Origin of the sequence: Pseudomonas palleroniana, assembly GCF_003031675.1 — a bacterium.
Lineage (GTDB): Bacteria > Pseudomonadota > Gammaproteobacteria > Pseudomonadales > Pseudomonadaceae > Aquipseudomonas > Aquipseudomonas palleroniana.
In genome coordinates this window covers 1-18,010 of the sequence record NZ_PYWX01000088.1, presented here as the reverse complement: position 1 = coordinate 18,010, position 18,010 = coordinate 1, and the positions used below count along the sequence as shown (strand labels likewise).

Here is an 18,010-nt window from a genome sequence, read left to right as displayed (position 1 = left end):
GAATTTCTTGACGACCATAGAGCATTGGAACCACCTGATCCCATCCCGAACTCAGCAGTGAAACGATGCATCGCCGATGGTAGTGTGGGGTTTCCCCATGTGAGAGTAGGTCATCGTCAAGATTAAATTCCGAAACCCCATCTGCGAAAGCAGATGGGGTTTTGTTTTGGGCGATCGAAAATGCGTAGGGGCTCATCGAGATGGTCTTCAATGCTAAAGTCCACGCCTCGATTTTGCTTTTCCCAAGGAAGCCGTTATGCCGCAAGCGACGTCCCTCAGCGCTGGATTCATGGTGGTTCACGGCAACCGCCTGGATGAACTGCGCAGCCTGGTGGTCAGTTGGATGCGACGCTACCCTCTGGCGCCCCTGGAAAACGAGATCGCCTTGGTCCAAAGCAACGGCATCGCCCAGTGGCTCAAGCTAGCCCTGGCTGAAGATCCGGAGGATGACGACATGGGCGGCTGCGGAATCGCCGCCGCAATCGATGTGCAGCTCCCCGGCAGCTTTATGTGGCAGCTTTACCGAATGGTCCTGGGCCGTGACGAAATCCCGCCTAAATCCCTGCTCGATAAAGCTCCACTGACTTGGCGTCTCATGCGCCTACTCCCGGAACTCATCGACCAGCCGCATTTCGAGCCGCTACAGCGCTTCCTTACCCACGACACGGATTTGCGCAAGCGCTACCAACTCGCCGAGCGCCTGGCCGACCTGTTCGACCAATACCAGGTTTACCGCGCCGACTGGCTGGAAGACTGGGCAGCCGGCCGGCATCAACTGCGTAACGGACGAGGCGAATCCAAGCCGCTCAACCCCGCCAATTGCTGGCAAGCCGAATTGTGGCGAGCGTTGTTGCTGGATGTGGGGGAAGAAGGCATGGCCGAGAGTCGTGCAGGCGTCCACCAACGTTTCATCGAGCGCATCAATACACTGGAGACGGCCCCTGAAGGTCTACCGTCGCGGGTGATCGTGTTCGGCATTTCATCGCTGCCCGCCCAAGCGCTGGAAGCACTCGCCGGTCTGGCACGCTTCAGCCAGGTGCTGCTGTGCGTTCACAACCCATGCCGTCACCATTGGTCCGACATCGTCGCTGACAAAGACTTGCTGCGTAACGAATATAAACGCCAGGCACGTAAAACCGGGATGCCGGTCACCCTCGACCCGCAAACCCTGCATCAGCACGCACACCCGCTGCTCGCCGCCTGGGGCAAACAAGGCCGTGACTACATCAGCCTGCTGGACAGCTACGACGACCCCAACAGCTACCGCGCCGCGTTCCGTGACGGCCGCATCGATCTGTTCAGTGAAAGTGAACCCCGCACGTTGCTCAATCAATTGCAGGACGACATTCTCGAACTGCGCCCGCTCAATGAAACACGCGAGCTATGGCCGGCTGTTGATCTGGAGCGCGATACTTCAATCCGCTTCCATATCGCCCACAGCGCCCAACGCGAAGTGGAGATCCTCCACGACCAGTTGCTGCAACGCTTCAGTGCCGACCCCACGTTGCGCCCCCGAGACATCATCGTCATGGTCCCCGACGTTGACAGCTATGCGCCGCACATTCGCGCCGTATTCGGGCAGCTTGAGCGAAATGACCCGCGCTTTATCCCCTTTACCCTTACCGACCAGGGCCAACGCGGTCGCGATCCGCTATTGATCGCCGTCGAGCATCTGCTGAAACTTCCCGACAGCCGCTTCCCCGTCAGTGAAATCCTCGACTTGCTCGATGTCCCCGCCTTGCGCGAACGTTTCGCCATCAAGGAACGCGACCTGCCGACGCTGCACCGCTGGATCGAAGGCGCCGGCGTGCGCTGGGGGCTCAACGCCGAACAGCGCGCCGGCCTGGGGCTGCCGAATGAGTTGGAGCAAAACAGCTGGCGATTTGGCTTGCGCCGCATGCTTCTGGGCTATGCGGTCGGCACCGGTGGAGCCTACGAAGGCATCGAGCCCTATGATGAAATCGGTGGCCTCGACGCTGCCCTGATTGGCCCTCTGGTGGCCTTGCTTGACGCGCTGAGTGATGCACATCACGCACTCTCGCAACCTGCGGCTCCCCAAGAATGGGGTGAGCGCCTGCAACGTCTGATGCAACGCTTCTTCCTGGCCAGCAGCGAACACGATGACTACCTGTTGGGCCAACTCGAACAACTCAGGGAGACCTGGCTGGAGACCTGCGAGTCCGTTGGCCTATACGACGAGTTACCCCTCACTGTCGTCCGTGAAGCCTGGCTGGCCGGCCTTGACCAGGGGCGTCTGTCCCAGCGCTTCCTCGCCGGCGCTGTCAATTTCTGCACGCTGATGCCCATGCGGGCGATCCCGTTCAAGCTGGTCTGCCTGCTCGGCATGAACGACGGCGATTACCCACGTGCCCAACCGCCGCTGGACTTCGACCTGATGGGTAGCGACTACCGCCCCGGTGACCGCTCACGTCGCGAAGACGACCGTTACCTGCTGCTCGAAGCGCTGCTGTCGGCCCGCGACCAGCTCTATATCAGTTGGGTGGGCCGCAGCATCCGTGACAACAGCGATCGCCCGGCCTCGGTACTGATCGGCCAACTGCGTGACCATCTCGCCAGTGGCTGGCAGAACGCACAACCACACACACCGCTGATCGACGCAATGACCCAGGAACACCCGCTCCAACCCTTCAGCGCTCGTTACTTTCACGCGGGCGATCCGCTCTTCAGCTACGCCCGCGAATGGCAGTTGCTGCACGAAACGCCTGACGCCATGGCGCAAGCATACGAACTGGCCGATCACCAACAAGAAGAACCCCTGAGCCTCGGCCAGTTGCAGGACTTCCTGCGTAACCCGGTCAAACATTTCTTCAGCCAGCGTCTGAAAGTGTTCTTTGAAGCCGCCGAAGTGCCCTTGGCCGATGAAGAACCTTTCGTCCTCGACGCACTGCAACGCTACAGCCTCAGCGACAGCCTGCTGAACGCCGCGCTGGTCAGACCCGATCACGTGGACCACGCGCTCAATGCCCAAGCCCTGCGTCTGCAAGGCAGTGGCCTGTTGCCCATGGTCGGTTTTGGCGAGTGTCTGCGCAACGAGTTGATCGAGCCCTTACCCGGCCTGTTGCAACGCTACCAGCAACTGCTGGCGCTCTGGCCCACTCCACACACAGGGGCAGAACCGGTCAGTTTTGAGCATCAGGGCATTCGGTTGGAAGGCTGGATCAGCGGTCTGCATCGGCGCAACGATGGTGGCCTGTTAAGTGTCACCACCATCCCCAACAGCATCGGTTCGATCAAGGCGCGCAAGTGGCATCGCCTGATTCGCCCGTGGGTCAATCATGTGGTGGCCTGTGCGTGCGGTCTGTCACTCAGTACCGCTCTGGTGGCGAGCGATGACACGTTGCTACTGGCCCCGCTGGAACCATCGGCGGCCCAGGAAATCCTCTGCAACCTGCTGTTGGCCTGGCACACTGGCATGCGCAAACCGCTTCCGGTAGCCGTAAAAACCGCGTTCGCCTGGCTCGGCCAGACCGATCCCGCCAAGGCCCAGGCGGCTGCAAGCAAAGCCTACGAAGGCGACGGTTTGACCCACGACGGCGAACGCCGCGAAACCCCGGCGCTCACCCGACAATTTCCCGACTACGCAACGCTTATCGCCAGCGAAGAATTCGAAGGTTGGTGCGAAACCCTGTACCGCCCACTGATCAACGCCCCATGGCGATCGCTCACCAGTTCGCAGGCCAGCACATGAGCAGCAAACCCTTGGCCCTGGCCTTCCCGCTCAAAGGCAGCCAGCTGATTGAAGCCAGCGCCGGCACCGGCAAGACCTTTACCATTTCCGCCCTGTACCTGCGCCTGGTCCTCGGTCACGGTGACGCAGAGTCAGGCTTCGGCCGTGAACTGTTGCCGCCGCAAATCCTTGTCGTAACGTTCACCGACGCCGCGACCAAAGAACTGCGTGAACGCATCCGCATCCGCCTGGCCGAAGCCGCACGCTTCTTTCGCGATGAAATCCAGCCACCGGATACGCTGATCGCCGACCTGCGCGATCAATACCTCCCCGAGCAATGGCCCGCCTGTGCCAACCGGCTGGACATTGCCGCGCAATGGATGGATGAAGCCGCTGTCTCGACCATCCATAGTTGGTGCCAGCGCATGCTGCGTGAGCACGCTTTCGACAGCGGCAGCCTGTTTGCCCAGACCCTGGAAACCGACCACAGCGACTTGCTCGGCGAAGTGCTGCGCGACTACTGGCGCTTGTTCTGCTACCCGATGCGCGACGACGCGCTCAACTGGGTGCGCAATTACTGGGGGGGCCCGGCCGCATTGATGCCACGGGTTCGCGCGCTGTTCGGCAGCGAGCGGCCGACGGACGAAACCCGCGAGCCGGCCGAGTTGATCAACGCCTGCCTGCAAGAACGCCGCGAAGCGCTGATCCAACTCAAGGCGCCCTGGCAAACATGGGCCGCCGAGCTGCGCGATATCTGCCTGCAAGCCGTGGCCGCCAAAACCGTCGATGGCCGCAAGATGCAAGCCCGCTACTTCGAACCCTGGTTTGAAAAAATCAGTGCCTGGGCCGCCGACGAAACCCTTGAGCAACTCGACATCGGCACCGGTTTTACACGCCTGACGCCCGACGGAATGGCCGAAGCCTGGAAGGGCGAGCCACCACGCCACCCGGGCATCGACGCCATGGCCGGCCTCAAGGCGGCCCTCGACGCGCTGCCCACCCCCGACGCCGCCGTGTTGCAACACGCCGCCGGCTGGGTAGGTAAACGCTTCGAAGATGAAAAACGCCGCCGCGCCGAAATGGGCTTCGATGACATGCTGATCCGTCTGAACGCCGCCCTGCACGCCGAGGGGGGCGAGCGCTTGGCCAGCGTGATCCGCGAGCAGTTCCCGGTCGCCCTGATCGATGAGTTCCAGGACACCGACCCGGTGCAATACAGTATTTTCGACAGGATCTACCGCATCGAGGACAACCACCTCGACAGCGGTCTGTTCCTGATCGGCGACCCCAAGCAGGCGATCTACGCGTTCCGTGGCGCCGATATCTACACCTATCTGCGTGCCCGTCAGGCCACCACTGGCCGTCACCACACCCTGGGCACCAACTTCCGTTCCAGCCATGCAATGGTTGAGGCGGTGAATCATGTGTTCCAACGGGCGGAAACCGGGCGTGGCGCGTTCCTGTTCCGTAAGCCGAATGGCGACAACCCCGTGCCGTTCCACTCAGTGCTGTCCCAAGGCCGCAAGGAGCAATTGCAGGTCGATGGGCAAACACTGCCGGCGATGAACCTCTGGCACCTGCCCACCGATCAACCGATTTCCAACGCGGTGTATCGTCAACAACTGGCGGCCGCCTGTGCCACGCACATTGTTGGATTGCTCAATGGCGGGCAACAAGGCAGTGCAGGCTTCCTGCAACCGGACGGCAGCTTCAAAGGCGTGCTGCCGTCAGACATCGCCATCCTGGTACGCGACGGCAAGGAAGCCCAGGCCGTGCGCGCCGAATTGGCCGCCCGTGGCGTGCGCAGCGTATACCTGTCGGATAAAGGCTCAGTCTTCGCCGCCCAGGAAGCCCATGACCTGCTCGCCTGGCTCAAGGCATGTGCCGAACCTGACGTCGAGCGCCCGCTGCGGGCGGCGCTGGCCTGTGTCACCTTGAACCTGTCGCTGCATGAACTTGAACGTCTGAACCAGGACGAACTGGCGTGGGAAACCCGCGTCATGCAGTTCCGCGGCTACCGTGCGATCTGGCGCACCCAGGGTGTGCTGCCGATGTTGCGACGCCTGCTCCATGATTTCAAACTGCCGCAAACCCTGATCGCCCGTAGCGATGGCGAGCGTGTGCTGACCAACCTGCTGCACCTGAGCGAATTGCTGCAACAGGCCGCCTCGGAGCTGGACGGTGAGCAGGCGTTGATCCGCCATCTGGCCGAGCACCTGGCGCTATCCGGCCAGGCGGGTGAAGAACAGATCCTGCGCCTGGAAAGCGATGAGCAACTGGTCAAGGTCGTGACCATCCACAAATCCAAAGGCCTGGAATACGACTTGGTATTCCTGCCCTTTATCTGTTCGGCCAAGCCGGTGGATGGCAGCCGCCTACCGCTGCATTATCACGATGAAAAGGGTAAGGCCCAGGTCAGTCTGCGGCCGACCGCCGAATTGATCGCCCAGGCCGACGATGAGCGCCTGGCCGAAGACCTGCGCTTGCTCTACGTCGCCCTGACCCGTGCCAAACACGCTTGCTGGCTCGGTATCGCCGACCTCAAGCGCGGTAACAACAGCAGCTCGGTCTTGCACCTGTCCGCGCTGGGTTATCTGCTCGGCGCAGGCGCCTCTCTGGGTGAGTCCGCTGCGTTGGCGCGCTGGCTATTGGATTTACAGGCGGGCTGCGCCGCTATCGACTATGGCCACGTGCCCGAAGCGCAAGATAGCGTGTTCCACCCACCACGCAATGAAGCCACGTTGCTCGCGCCTCTGCTGCCGAAGCGCAAGGCTGCCGAAAACTGGTGGATCGCTTCCTACAGCGCTTTAAGAATCGGCGACAGCATGAGCGCCGCAAGCCTTGAAGCACCGGAAAGCCCGCAAGCCCAGAAACTGTTCGACGATGAACGCCTCGATCCCGACGCACCACGTGAAGTGGTAGCGTCTGGCGGTGACATTCATCGTTTCCCACGCGGCCCGAATCCTGGGACCTTCCTCCACGGCCTGTTGGAATGGGCGGGAGAGGAGGGCTTCAACGTAACCCCCGAAGCCATTGAAAAAGCCGTGGGTGCGCGCTGTAACCGACGCAACTGGGAGGGCTGGATCGTGACGCTCAGCGGCTGGCTGGGCCAGTTACTGCGCACGCCGTTTGCGCTGGATAACGCGCTGGTCACGCTCAACAGCCTGCAGCACTACCAGATCGAAATGGAATTCTGGTTCGCCAGCCACAAGGTCGACGTGCTCGCCCTCGATAAGTGGGTGTGCCAGTTCACCCACAACGGTGCCTCCCGCGTGGCGGCCGAAGCGGTGTTGCTCAATGGCATGTTCAAAGGTTTTATCGACCTGACTTTCGAGCACGCCGGGCGCTATTACGTGGCCGATTACAAATCCAATTGGCTTGGCCCCGACGACTCGTCCTACACCTTGGAAGCCATGGAGCAGTCGATCCTGGAGCATCGGTACGACCTGCAATACGTACTTTACCTGCTGGCCCTGCACCGCCAGTTGAAGGCCCGACTACCGGATTACGACTATGACCGGCACGTCGGCGGTGCGCTGTATGTGTTCCTGCGTGGCACCCAGTCTGCAAGCAAAGGCGCGTATTTCACCCGACCGCCACGGGCGCTGATCGAAGGCCTGGACCTGTTGTTCCAGGGCAAGCCCATCCCGCCCAAGGTTGAACCCGCCTGGGAACAAGGAGTTCTGCTATGAGCCTGTCGCCCCAGCCGCTTGAGGCATTGAAACCGCTCGAACGCGCCACCGACCTGGTGCAACTCCTCGATCGTTGGGTAGAGCGTGGCTGGTTGCGAGCCCTGGACAAAGCGTTTGTCGGTTTCCTGCACGAACTCGACCCGCAGGCCGCCCCTCTGGTACTGCTGGCGGCAGCGCTGACGAGCCATCAACTGGGCCACGGGCACGTGTGCCTGGACCTGTTCGAAACCCTCAAGGCGCCGGACTTTGCCCTGTCATTACCGCCCGAAGGCGACGTGCAAACCGGCGCCATGCTGCTGCCGTCGCAATTGCTGGATGGCCTTGACGGCGCGCACTGGTGCCATGCACTGGCCGCCAGCCAGTTGGTGGCGTTGGCGGTTGATGGCAGTGAGGCTGCCCACAGTCGCCCGCTGGTCCTGTCCGGCACTCGCTTGTACCTGCGGCGCTACTGGACCTACGAACGGCGCATCGACAAGGCCTTGCGCCTGCGCCTGGCAACTCAGGAAAGCCTCGCTGCGGATTTGCCGCAACGCCTGGATCGGTTGTTTGACCAACCCCCACCGGATGGCGTGATCGACTGGCAAAAACTCGCCTGTGCGCTGGCCACTCGCGGGGCTTTCAGCATCGTCACCGGCGGCCCCGGCACCGGCAAGACCACCACCGTGGTGCGCTTGCTCGCGCTGTTGCAGGCACCGGCCGTCGAGGCCGGCAACCCGCTGCGCATCCGCCTGGCGGCGCCGACCGGTAAAGCGGCTGCGCGCCTGACCGAATCTATCAGCCAACAGGTCCTGTCGCTGAATGTGCCGGACAACGTGCGGGAAAAAATCCCGACCCAGGTCACCACCGTTCACCGCCTGCTGGGCAGTCGTCCGGGCACGCGGCACTTTCGTCACCACCTTGGCAACCCGCTGCCCCTGGATGTGCTGGTGGTCGACGAAGCCTCGATGATCGACCTGGAAATGATGGCCAACCTGCTGGATGCCTTGGCACCGCATGCGCGATTGGTCTTGCTGGGAGACAAGGATCAGCTGGCTTCGGTGGAGGCGGGTGCGGTGCTCGGCGATTTGTGCCGTGACGCTGAAGCGGGCTGGTACAGCGCCGAAACCCGTGAATGGTTGCAAGTCGTCAGCGGCGAGGACCTGAGTAAAAGTGGCCTGCAGGAAGACGTCGACGGCAGCCATCCGTTGGCCCAGCAAGTGGTTATGCTGCGCTACTCGCGCAGGTTTGGTGAAGGCAGCGGCATCGGCCAACTGGCACGTTGGGTCAACCAGCAGAATGCCGAGGAGGCGCGCAAATTGCTGGCTGCACGCACTCACGCTGACCTGTTTTGCCTGCGCCTCAAGGGCGAGCACGACCACGCCTTGGAGCGCCTGGTACTGGACGGGCAGGGCGATGAAGCCCAAGGCTATCGCTATTACCTCAACCTGTTGCGCAGCGCCCGTCCGGCCCTGGACACCCCCCGCGAAGCCCCCGCCTGGACCCACTGGGCGCAACAACTGCTGCAAGCCTTCGACGCCTTTCAACTGCTCTGCGCCGTGCGCAAAGGCCCCTGGGGCGTGGAGGGGCTGAACCTGCGCATCACCGCCGCTCTGCGCAAAGTGCGGCTGATCGAAGGCGACGACCAGTGGTATGAAGGTCGTCCGGTGCTGATGACCCGCAACGATTACGGCCTGGGCTTGATGAACGGCGATATCGGCATCGCCCTCAAACTGCCGGAAAGCGACGGCGGCCCGCAGGTGTTGCGTGTCGCCTTTCCACGTAACGATGGCCAGGGCGGTGTGCGCTTTGTGCTGCCCAGCCGTCTGAATGATGTGGAAACCGTGTACGCCATGACCGTGCATAAATCCCAGGGCTCGGAGTTCACCCATACCGCGTTGATCCTGCCGGATACGCTGAACCCGGTGCTGACCAAGGAGTTGATCTACACCGGCATCACCCGGGCCAAGCGTTGGTTCAGCCTGATTGAGCCGCGTGGAGGTGTGTTCGAGGAAGCGGTGCGACGGAAGGTCAAGCGCTTGAGCGGGCTGATGCTGGAGCTGGACGCAGGGACTGAATAAACTGACTGTCTGGTCATGAAATATTTCTGATTCAATCGTAGGGCTTTTCTGAAAAAATAGCGCACCCCGCGTAAGCCTTGCCTCGTAGGGTTTTCCGCCGCTGTGCTATCGTTGCGGCATCACCTTGAAAATACCTGAGAGAATCGCTGCATGAACGTGGCTGTCCGGTCCACAGCGCGTAGTTCGAGCTGGAGACGCCTGTTACTGGTAGCGGTACTGTGCCTGCTCGTGCCGTCGGTCTTTGCACAGTCGCCCAGCCCCGCAGATCACCGCGCCCAGGCAGTCACTCAAGTGGTACTCGGCATCCTCAGTTACGCACGCTGGCCGACGGAGCCCGCGCAACTGCGCCTGTGCATCGTCGGCCCCACCCAATACACCGATGACCTGATCAAAGGCACCACCCAGGCCACCGGTCGTCCGGTGGTGGTGCGACGCCTGCTGGCCGATCACCCCGATATCGTCAGTGCCTGCGACGCCGTGTACATCGGCAAGCTCAGCGTCGATGAGCGCACTCGGTTGTTTACTTCATTGATCGGTCACCCGGTGCTCAGCATCAGTGAAGGCGGTGACCAATGCACTGTGGGCAGCCTGTTCTGCCTGCGTGTAGGCGACGAGCAGGTGTCGTTCGAGGTCAACCTGGACTCCGTCGCACGCAGCGGCGTGCGCATTCATCCAAGCGTATTGCAACTATCCCGGCGCCGGGCGCCAGTGCCATGACCGCTATCAAAGTGCGACCGACCCTGCGTTCGGTCATCGGCCGTGGGCACCTGATCCTGGCGTTGGTTGCAGTGACGCTGGCCAGCGTATCCCTGACTCTGCTCGGGGTGTTGGCGCTGCGGGTGTACGCCGATCACAACTTGCACCTGATCGCTCGTTCCATCAATTACACCGTGGAAGCCGCGGTGGTGTTCAACGACAGCGCCGCCGCCACCGAGGCCCTCAGCCTGATCGCCTCCACCGAAGAAGTGGCCCAGGCCGAAGTCTTCGATGCCAACGGGCAGTTGTTGGCGCAGTGGATCCGCCCGGAAACCGGAATGTTGTCGCAGGTTGAACTGGTATTGGCGCGCACCTTGCTCGAACAGCCCATTAGCCAGCCGATCCTGCACCAGGGGCGCATCGTCGGCAGCATTCACGTAGTCGGCCACGGCGGCAGCCTCCTGCGCTTTTTACTCAGCGGCCTGGCCGGCATTTTGATTTGCACCGCCCTCAGCGCCTGGGTGGCCCTGTACCTGGCGCGGCGCCTGTTACGGGGCATCACCCAACCGCTGCAAAGCCTTGCCGCCGTGGCTCACGCTGCCCGCAGCGAGCGCGATTTCGACCGCCGTGTGCCACCGGCGCAAATCGCCGAACTCGACAGCCTGGGCAGCGACTTCAACGCCCTGCTTGGCGAGATGGAAGCCTGGCAGAGCCACTTGCAAAGCGAAAACGAAACCCTCGCCCACCAGGCCAGCCATGACAGCCTCACCGGCCTGCCCAACCGCGCGTTCTTCGAAGGCCGCTTGATCCGTGCCCTGCGCAGCGCTGCCAAGGTTAATGAACAGGTTGCGGTGTTGTTTCTCGATAGCGACCGCTTCAAAGACATCAACGACAACTTCGGCCATGCGGCGGGTGACGCCGTTCTTGTGGCCGTCGCCGAGCGCGTGCGCGCGCAATTACGTGAGGATGACCTGGTAGCGCGTCTGGGCGGCGATGAGTTCGCGATCCTGCTGGCGCCCTTGCACAAGGCCGAAGATGCCCGGCGCATTGCCGACAAGATCATTGCCAGCATGGACGTGCCGATCCCGCTGCCGGGCGATACCCAGGTGGTGACCTCCCTCAGTATCGGCATTGCCATTTATCCCGAGCATGGCGCCACCCCGGGCACCTTGCTCAATGCCGCCGATGCGGCGATGTACCAGGCCAAACGCATGTCTTCGGGCGGCCAGCAAACGGCGGAGCCGGAGCGCCCCGTCGTCAACATTCAACACAGGAGTTGATCCCTTGTTCTCGACCGCACGTTTTATGTTTATCACCTTGCTGGTGGCACTGCTTGCCCTCGGCGGCTGCCAGACAGCCCCACCCAAGGGCCTGACCCCGGCACAAGTGGCCGTGCTCAAACAACAAGGCTTTGAGCTGGCTGACGACGGCTGGACATTTGGCCTGTCGGGCAAAGTGCTGTTCGGTAGCGATATTGAAAGCCTGAATAAAGCCAGTACCGACATCGTCGAACGCATCGGCAAAGCCCTGGTGGGCGCGGGCATCAACCGCGTGCGCGTGGACGGCCACACCGATGCCTCGGGCAAGGAACCGTACAACCAGCAACTGTCCCTGCGCCGCGCCAAAAGCGTGGGCAACGTGTTGAAGAGCGTGGGCATGAAGGAAGAAAACATCCAGCTACGCGGCCTGGGCAGCAGCGAGCCGGTGGCGCCGAATACCACGGCAGCCGGGCGCACCGAGAATCGGCGGGTGGCAATCGTCGTGATCGCCGACTAAGCGTCTTCAATCTGAAATGCAATCAAAGTGTGGGAGGGGGCTTGCTCCCGATAGCAGTGGATCAGCCAACTCATCGGCAACTGACCCGCCGCAATCGGGAGCAAGCCCCCTCCCACATTTGAATGGCGAGCCTTTAGTCCGCGAACCTGATCTCCCGCGTCTTACCCATCAACAACCCCTGATTCTGCTCCGTCACCTCGCGGATGTAGTCCCATAACAGGGTGATCCGCTTCAACTTGCGCAAATCCTCGCGGCAATACATCCAGAACTGGCGGGTGATGGAAATCTGCTCGCCGAGTACCGGCAATAGTCGCGGATCCTGCGCCGCCAGAAAACACGGCAAGATCGCCATCGAACGCCCCTGCTGTGCCGCCACGTACTGCGCAATCACGCTGGTACTGCGCAAGCTGGCGCTGGCGCCAGGCACCACATTCGCCAGGTATAACAACTCCGAGCTGAACGCCAAGTCGTCCACATAACTGATAAACGGATGCTCAGCCAGATCCGTCGGGCGTTGGATCGGCGGATGTTGATCGAGGTATTCCTGGGTCGCGTACAGCTGCAATTTGTAGTCGCACAGTTTGCAGCACACATACGGCCCGTGCTCCGGGCGCTCCAAAGCGATGACGATGTCGGCCTCGCGTTTGGACAGGCTGATGAAGTGGGGCAGCGGCAGGATGTCCACCGAGATGGCCGGGTAGGTATCGACGAAGTGGCTCAACTGCGGGGTGACGAAAAAACTGCCGAAGCCTTCGGTGCAGCCCATGCGCACGTGGCCCGACAGCGCCACGCCGGAGCCGGAAACCTGTTCGCAGGCCATGTGCAGGGTGCTTTCGATGGACTCCGCGTAGCCCAGCAAACGCTGGCCCTCGGGGGTGAGCACAAAACCGTTGGTCCGGGATTTTTCGAACAGCAGCGTGCCGAGCGACACTTCCAGTGAACTGATGCGCCGCGATACGGTGGTGTAGTCCACCGCCAGGCGCTTGGCGGCCACGCTGGCCTTGCGGGTGCGGGCCACTTCGAGGAAAAACTTCAGGTCATCCCAGTTCAGGGAGCCTAGCGACGTGATGTTTTTTTGCATGTTGGTCCGGCTTTTATGTGCGTTCTTATTAGAGATTTGCACATCTATACTCCAAAAACAGTTCGAACGCCTCATTCTTCAAGGCGATTCAACGCCTTGGTTCTCTGCATAACTATAAGATTTGGAGACCCCATGAACGCTTCCGCCGATATTTCCGTGCAACAGGTCAAGTTGCTGATCAATGGTGAATGGGTCGAGTCCAAGACCACCCACTGGCAAGACATCGTCAACCCGGCCACCCAACAAGTGCTGGCCAAAGTCCCGTTTGCCACCGCTGATGAAGTCAACGCCGCCATCGACGCTGCGCACCGCGCCTTCCAGACCTGGAAGCTGACGCCGATCGGTGCGCGCATGCGCATCATGCTCAAGCTGCAAGCCCTGATCCGTGAACATTCCAAGCGTATCGCCGTGGTGCTCAGCGCCGAGCAGGGCAAGACCATTGCCGATGCCGAGGGCGATATTTTCCGTGGCTTGGAGGTGGTTGAACACGCGTGCTCCATCGGCACCCTGCAGATGGGAGAATTCGCTGAAAACGTCGCCGGTGGCGTCGACACCTACACCCTGCGCCAGCCTATCGGCGTCTGTGCGGGGATTACCCCCTTCAACTTCCCGGCGATGATCCCGTTGTGGATGTTCCCGATGGCGATCGCCTGCGGTAACACCTTCGTCCTCAAACCGTCCGAGCAGGACCCGCTGTCGACCCTGCTGCTGGTGGAGCTGGCGCTGGAAGCCGGTGTACCGGCCGGCGTGCTCAACGTGGTGCACGGCGGCAAGGATGTCGTGGATGCGCTGTGCACCCATAAAGACATCAAGGCTGTGTCCTTCGTCGGTTCGACCGCCGTGGGCACGCATGTGTACGACCTGGCGGGTAAACACGGCAAGCGCGTGCAGTCGATGATGGGGGCCAAGAACCACGCCGTGGTGCTGCCGGACGCCAACCGCGAACACACCCTCAATGCGCTGGTGGGTGCCGGTTTTGGCGCGGCGGGCCAGCGCTGCATGGCCACTTCGGTGGTGGTGCTGGTGGGGGCGTCCAAGCAATGGCTGCCGGATCTCAAGGCGCTGGCACAAAAGCTCAAGGTCAATGCCGGCAGCGAAGCGGGCACTGATGTAGGCCCGGTGATTTCCAAGCGGGCCAAGGCGCGCATCCTGGAGCTGATCGAAAGCGGCGTCAAAGAAGGCGCCAAGCTGGAGCTGGACGGCCGCGGCATCCAGGTGCCGGGCTTCGAGCAAGGCAACTTTGTCGGCCCGACCTTGTTCTCGGGCGTGACGACCGATATGCGGATCTACACCGAGGAAATCTTCGGCCCGGTACTGGCGGTGATCGAAGTCGCGACCCTTGATGAAGCCATCGCACTGGTCAACGCCAACCCGTTCGGCAACGGTACCGGCCTGTTCACCCAGAGCGGCGCGGCGGCGCGCAAGTTCCAGAGCGAAATCGATGTGGGCCAGGTTGGCATCAACATCCCGATCCCGGTGCCGGTGCCATTCTTCAGCTTCACCGGTTCCCGTGGCTCCAAGCTCGGCGACCTGGGCCCGTACGGCAAGCAAGTGGTGCAGTTCTACACCCAGACCAAAACCGTGACGAGCCGCTGGTTCGACGACGATACGGTCAACGATGGCGTCAACACCACCATCAACCTGCGCTGATTCCGGGAGACGACCATGAAGATTGCATTTATCGGCCTGGGCAATATGGGCGCGCCCATGGCCCGCAACCTGATCAAGGCCGGCCACGCGCTGAGCCTGTTCGACCTCAACCAGAGCGTGCTCAAGGAACTGGCCGAGCTGGGCGGCACCGTCAGCGACTCGCCACGTCACGCCGCCCAAGGCGCGGAACTGGTGATTACCATGCTGCCGGCCGCTGCTCATGTGCGCAGCGTGTGGCTCAATGATGACGGCGTTTTGGCGGGTATCGGCCAAGGCGTGCCGGCGGTGGATTGCAGCACCATTGACCCACAAACCGCGCGCGATGTTGCCGCTGCGGCTGCCAGGCAAGGCGTGGTGATGGCCGACGCCCCGGTCTCCGGCGGCACCGGTGGCGCCAGTGCCGGCACCCTGACCTTTATGGTCGGCGCCACCCCGGAACTGTTCGCCACCCTGCAACCGGTGCTGGCGCAGATGGGCCGTAATATCGTGCATTGCGGCGACGTCGGCACCGGTCAGATCGCCAAGATCTGCAACAACCTGCTGCTGGGCATCAGCATGGTCGGCGTCAGCGAAGCCATGGCGCTGGGGGATGCGTTGGGCATCGACACTCAGGTGCTGGCGGGCATCATCAACAGCTCCACCGGGCGCTGCTGGAGTTCAGACACCTACAACCCCTGGCCGGGCGTGATCGAAACCGCACCGTCGTCCCGTGGTTACACCGGTGGGTTTGGTGCCGACCTGATGCTCAAGGATCTGGGCCTGGCCACCGAAGCCGCGCGCCAGGCCAAGCAACCTGTGATCCTGGGCGCCGTGGCCCAGCAGTTGTACCAATCGATGAGCCAGCGCGGGGAAGGGGGCAAGGACTTCTCGGCGATCATCAACAGCTATCGCAAGCCCGAATAGGGCGTTTTCCGGGAGCCTGCCTTTGGCGGCTCCCGGGTTTTTGCGGCTCAAGCAAACACAAAATACTTACGCACCGTCTCGACCACTTCCCACGTCCCCTTCATCCCCGGCTCCACCACAAAGATATCCCCTGCGCGCAGGTGAATCGGTTCCATGCCGTCCGGGGTGATCACGCAGTAGCCTTCCTGAAAGTGGCAGTATTCCCACTTCACATATTCCACATACCACTTGCCCGGTGTGCAGATCCAGGTGCCCATGATCTTGCTGCCGTCTTCGCTGGTGTAGGCGTTGAGGTTGACGGTGTGCGGGTCGCCTTCGAGCTTTTCCCATTTACACGCGTCCAGGACCGGCAGTGGGTGGGTGTCGCGCAGTACGGTGATGGGCTTGGACATGATGTCTCCGAGGCAAGGTAGGGAAAGCTCAACCCTACGGCCTTGGGCGCTGCACCAGTGGTCTGAACTCGACATCGGGATGCCCAGAAGCGCAGCCGTGTTTATTTGATATAACCCACCGTCAATCCGCGTTTTCCTCGCAGTAAGTGCGAAAGATTTCCCGCCTCACGCCAGAATTCGCAAGAAAATTCGCAGCAGGCCCTCGTATCATTCACCGCATAACGAGTGAGAGCCTTGCGATGAACCCAATAAAAACGTGGTGGGATATCAGCCCACCCTTGAGCACGGCGACCCCGACCTGGCCGGGTGACACGCCGTTCCAGGAAGAGCGCGTGTGGCAGTTCGGCCCGGAGTGCCCGGTGAACGTCGGGCGCGTCACCCTGTCACCGCACACGGGCGCCCACGTGGACGCGCCACTGCATTACAGCGCGGACGGCGCACCCATTGGCGAGGTGTCGCTGGAGCTGTACATGGGCGCGTGCCGTGTGCTGCATTGCCTGGACAGCGGCGCGCTGGTGCAGCCGCATCAGTTGGACGGGCGTGTGGATAACTTGCCGGAGCGCGTGTTGCTGCGTACTTATGCACAGGCGCCGCTGACTGAGTGGGATTCGAACTTCACCGCCATCGCCCCGCAAACCATCGAACGACTGGCCGGGCTGGGAGTACGTCTAATCGGTATCGACACCCCGTCCCTGGACCCGCAACAATCCAAGACCATGGATGCCCATAATGCCGTGGCGCGCCATGGCATGGCGATTCTCGAAGGCATCGTGCTCGATGACGTACCGGAGGGCGACTACGAGTTGATCGCGTTGCCGCTGCGGTTTGCCAACCTCGACGCGAGCCCGGTTCGCGCCATTCTCCGCCCGCTCAAGGAGCCCACGCGATGAGCCAATGCCCTTTCTCGCCTGATTACCAACCCCCGGAAGAATGGCACAACGCCGAACTGAATTTTTCCGAGTCCATGAGTTACGGCGATTACCTGGACCTGGGCAAAGTCCTCAGCGCCCAGCATCCGCTGTCGCCGGACCACAACGAAATGCTCTTCATCATCCAGCACCAGACGTCCGAGCTGTGGATGAAGTTGATGCTCCACGAACTCAAGGCCGCCCGTGAACACGTGCGCCTGGGCCAACTGCCGCCGGCGTTCAAGATGCTGGCGCGGGTGTCGCGGATCTTTGATCAACTGGTACATGCCTGGGCGGTGCTGGCGACGATGACGCCGTCGGAGTACAAGGCGATCCGTCCGTTCCTGGGCCAGTCGTCGGGGTTCCAGTCGTTCCAGTACCGCGAGATCGAATTCATCCTCGGCAACAAAAGCGCGGCGCTGTTGCGGCCCCACGCTCATCGGCCTGAGTTGTTGAACGAGTTGAAAGTGGCGATTGCCACGCCGTCGCTGTATGACGAGGCGATCAACCTGATGGTCAAGGCCGGCCTGGCGATTGACCCGAAACGCGCCGAGCGCGACCCGACGGCGGCGACGGTTCACGATGAGTCGGTGGAAGCGGCCTGGCGTGAGGTCTACCGCGATCCGAACCGCTACTGGGACCTGTATCAGTTGGCCGAGAAGTTTATCGACCTGGAGGATTCGTTCCGCCAGTGGCGCTTTCGGCATGTGACCACGGTGGAGCGGATCATCGGCTTCCAGCCCGGCACCGGCGGTACCGAAGGCGTGGGCTATTTGCGCAAGATGCTCGACACTGTGCTGTTCCCCGAGTTGTGGCGAGTGCGCTCAACGCTATGAACCGCAGCTGATCGTCCCCACGCTCTGCGTCACGCCTCTAAAGGCGGACGCGGAGCGTCCTGGGCGGCGTTCCCACGCGGAGCGTGGGAACGATCATGACTGCGCCACGGCTACTTTCGCGTTTGATCGTCCCCACGCTCCGCGTGGGAACGCAGGTTGTGACGCTCCGCGTCACGTCTCTAGAGGCGGACGCAGAGCGTCTAGGGCGGCATTCCCACGCTCTGCGTGGGAACGATCATGACTGCGCCACGGCTACTTTCGCGTTTGATTTGATCGTCCCCACGCTCTGCGTGGGAACGCAGGCTGTGACGCTCCGCGTCACGTCTCTGAA

At 61.9% G+C, this 18,010-nt stretch carries 12 protein-coding genes and 1 rRNA gene; 11 read left to right on the top strand and 2 right to left on the bottom strand.

From position 1 onward, the window contains the following. The first annotated feature begins 6 nt into the window (after positions 1-6). From rrf to yfiB, 7 genes are all read left to right on the top strand, one after another. Positions 7-122: ribosomal RNA gene (gene rrf, locus C9383_RS26915) — 5S ribosomal RNA — on the top strand. A gap of 134 nt (positions 123-256) precedes the next feature. Next, positions 257-3,709, top strand: coding sequence for an exodeoxyribonuclease V subunit gamma (gene recC, locus C9383_RS26910; protein ID WP_090368532.1), 3,453 nt, complete (start codon positions 257-259; stop codon positions 3,707-3,709). After that, positions 3,706-7,380: an exodeoxyribonuclease V subunit beta gene (gene recB, locus C9383_RS26905; protein ID WP_090372305.1), complete on the top strand. Its 3,675-nt coding sequence runs from the start codon at positions 3,706-3,708 to the stop codon at positions 7,378-7,380. Before recC ends, recB begins: the two co-directional genes overlap by 4 nt. Beyond that, positions 7,377-9,437, top strand: coding sequence for an exodeoxyribonuclease V subunit alpha (gene recD / locus C9383_RS26900; RefSeq protein WP_090368536.1), 2,061 nt, complete (start codon positions 7,377-7,379; stop codon positions 9,435-9,437). Before recB ends, recD begins: the two co-directional genes overlap by 4 nt. A gap of 150 nt (positions 9,438-9,587) precedes the next feature. Further along, the gene (yfiR, locus tag C9383_RS26895) at positions 9,588-10,154 is read left to right on the top strand and encodes a regulatory sequestration protein YfiR (protein WP_060754426.1); all 567 of its coding nucleotides are present in this window, start codon (positions 9,588-9,590) and stop codon (positions 10,152-10,154) included. Beyond that, complete coding sequence (gene dgcN / locus C9383_RS26890) at positions 10,151-11,413, top strand: diguanylate cyclase DgcN/YfiN (protein WP_060754425.1); 1,263 nt, start codon at positions 10,151-10,153, stop codon at positions 11,411-11,413. The genes yfiR and dgcN overlap by 4 nt, the downstream gene beginning before the upstream one ends. Positions 11,414-11,417: 4 nt before the next feature. Then, the gene (gene yfiB / locus C9383_RS26885) at positions 11,418-11,909 is read left to right on the top strand and encodes an outer membrane lipoprotein YfiB (protein ID WP_060754424.1); all 492 of its coding nucleotides are present in this window, start codon (positions 11,418-11,420) and stop codon (positions 11,907-11,909) included. Between the two features lie 133 nt (positions 11,910-12,042). Here the strand turns inward: yfiB and C9383_RS26880 are convergent, their stop codons facing one another. Next, positions 12,043-12,990 carry a LysR family transcriptional regulator gene (locus tag C9383_RS26880; protein WP_060754423.1) on the bottom strand — a complete coding sequence of 316 codons (948 nt, stop codon included), beginning with the start codon at positions 12,988-12,990 and terminating at the stop codon, positions 12,043-12,045. 132 nt (positions 12,991-13,122) lie between these two features. Here C9383_RS26880 and C9383_RS26875 point away from each other — a divergent pair, with 132 nt between their 5' ends. Together C9383_RS26875 and mmsB are read left to right on the top strand one after the other, a co-directional pair. Beyond that, the gene (locus tag C9383_RS26875) at positions 13,123-14,640 is read left to right on the top strand and encodes a CoA-acylating methylmalonate-semialdehyde dehydrogenase (protein ID WP_090368537.1); all 1,518 of its coding nucleotides are present in this window, start codon (positions 13,123-13,125) and stop codon (positions 14,638-14,640) included. A gap of 15 nt (positions 14,641-14,655) precedes the next feature. Next, positions 14,656-15,543, top strand: coding sequence for a 3-hydroxyisobutyrate dehydrogenase (mmsB, locus tag C9383_RS26870; RefSeq protein WP_060754421.1), 888 nt, complete (start codon positions 14,656-14,658; stop codon positions 15,541-15,543). 47 nt (positions 15,544-15,590) lie between these two features. On the opposite strand, the gene C9383_RS26865 is transcribed toward mmsB, so the two are convergent. Then, positions 15,591-15,935, bottom strand: coding sequence for a cupin domain-containing protein (locus tag C9383_RS26865; protein ID WP_060754420.1), 345 nt, complete (start codon positions 15,933-15,935; stop codon positions 15,591-15,593). Between the two features lie 239 nt (positions 15,936-16,174). Between C9383_RS26865 and kynB the strand changes: the two genes are divergently transcribed. Both kynB and kynA read left to right on the top strand, forming a co-directional pair. After that, on the top strand, positions 16,175-16,825 hold the full coding sequence (kynB, locus tag C9383_RS26860; protein WP_060754419.1) for an arylformamidase: 651 nt from the start codon (positions 16,175-16,177) through the stop codon (positions 16,823-16,825). Further along, complete coding sequence (gene kynA / locus C9383_RS26855; protein WP_060754418.1) at positions 16,822-17,679, top strand: tryptophan 2,3-dioxygenase; 858 nt, start codon at positions 16,822-16,824, stop codon at positions 17,677-17,679. Before kynB ends, kynA begins: the two co-directional genes overlap by 4 nt. Positions 17,680-18,010: the final 331 nt, after the last annotated feature.

Bases quoted from the DNA above. Each gene is read 5' to 3' on its own strand.
- recC (WP_090368532.1), top strand. From the start codon at position 257: ATGCCGCAAGCGACGTCCCTCAGCGCTGGATTCATGGTGGTTCACGGC.
- recB (WP_090372305.1), top strand. From the start codon at position 3,706: ATGAGCAGCAAACCCTTGGCCCTGGCCTTCCCGCTCAAAGGCAGCCAG.
- recD (WP_090368536.1), top strand. From the start codon at position 7,377: ATGAGCCTGTCGCCCCAGCCGCTTGAGGCATTGAAACCGCTCGAACGC.
- yfiR (WP_060754426.1), top strand. From the start codon at position 9,588: ATGAACGTGGCTGTCCGGTCCACAGCGCGTAGTTCGAGCTGGAGACGC.
- dgcN (WP_060754425.1), top strand. From the start codon at position 10,151: ATGACCGCTATCAAAGTGCGACCGACCCTGCGTTCGGTCATCGGCCGT.
- C9383_RS26880 (WP_060754423.1), bottom strand. From the start codon at position 12,990: ATGCAAAAAAACATCACGTCGCTAGGCTCCCTGAACTGGGATGACCTG.
- C9383_RS26875 (WP_090368537.1), top strand. From the start codon at position 13,123: ATGAACGCTTCCGCCGATATTTCCGTGCAACAGGTCAAGTTGCTGATC.
- mmsB (WP_060754421.1), top strand. From the start codon at position 14,656: ATGAAGATTGCATTTATCGGCCTGGGCAATATGGGCGCGCCCATGGCC.
- C9383_RS26865 (WP_060754420.1), bottom strand. From the start codon at position 15,935: ATGTCCAAGCCCATCACCGTACTGCGCGACACCCACCCACTGCCGGTC.
- kynB (WP_060754419.1), top strand. From the start codon at position 16,175: ATGAACCCAATAAAAACGTGGTGGGATATCAGCCCACCCTTGAGCACG.
- kynA (WP_060754418.1), top strand. From the start codon at position 16,822: ATGAGCCAATGCCCTTTCTCGCCTGATTACCAACCCCCGGAAGAATGG.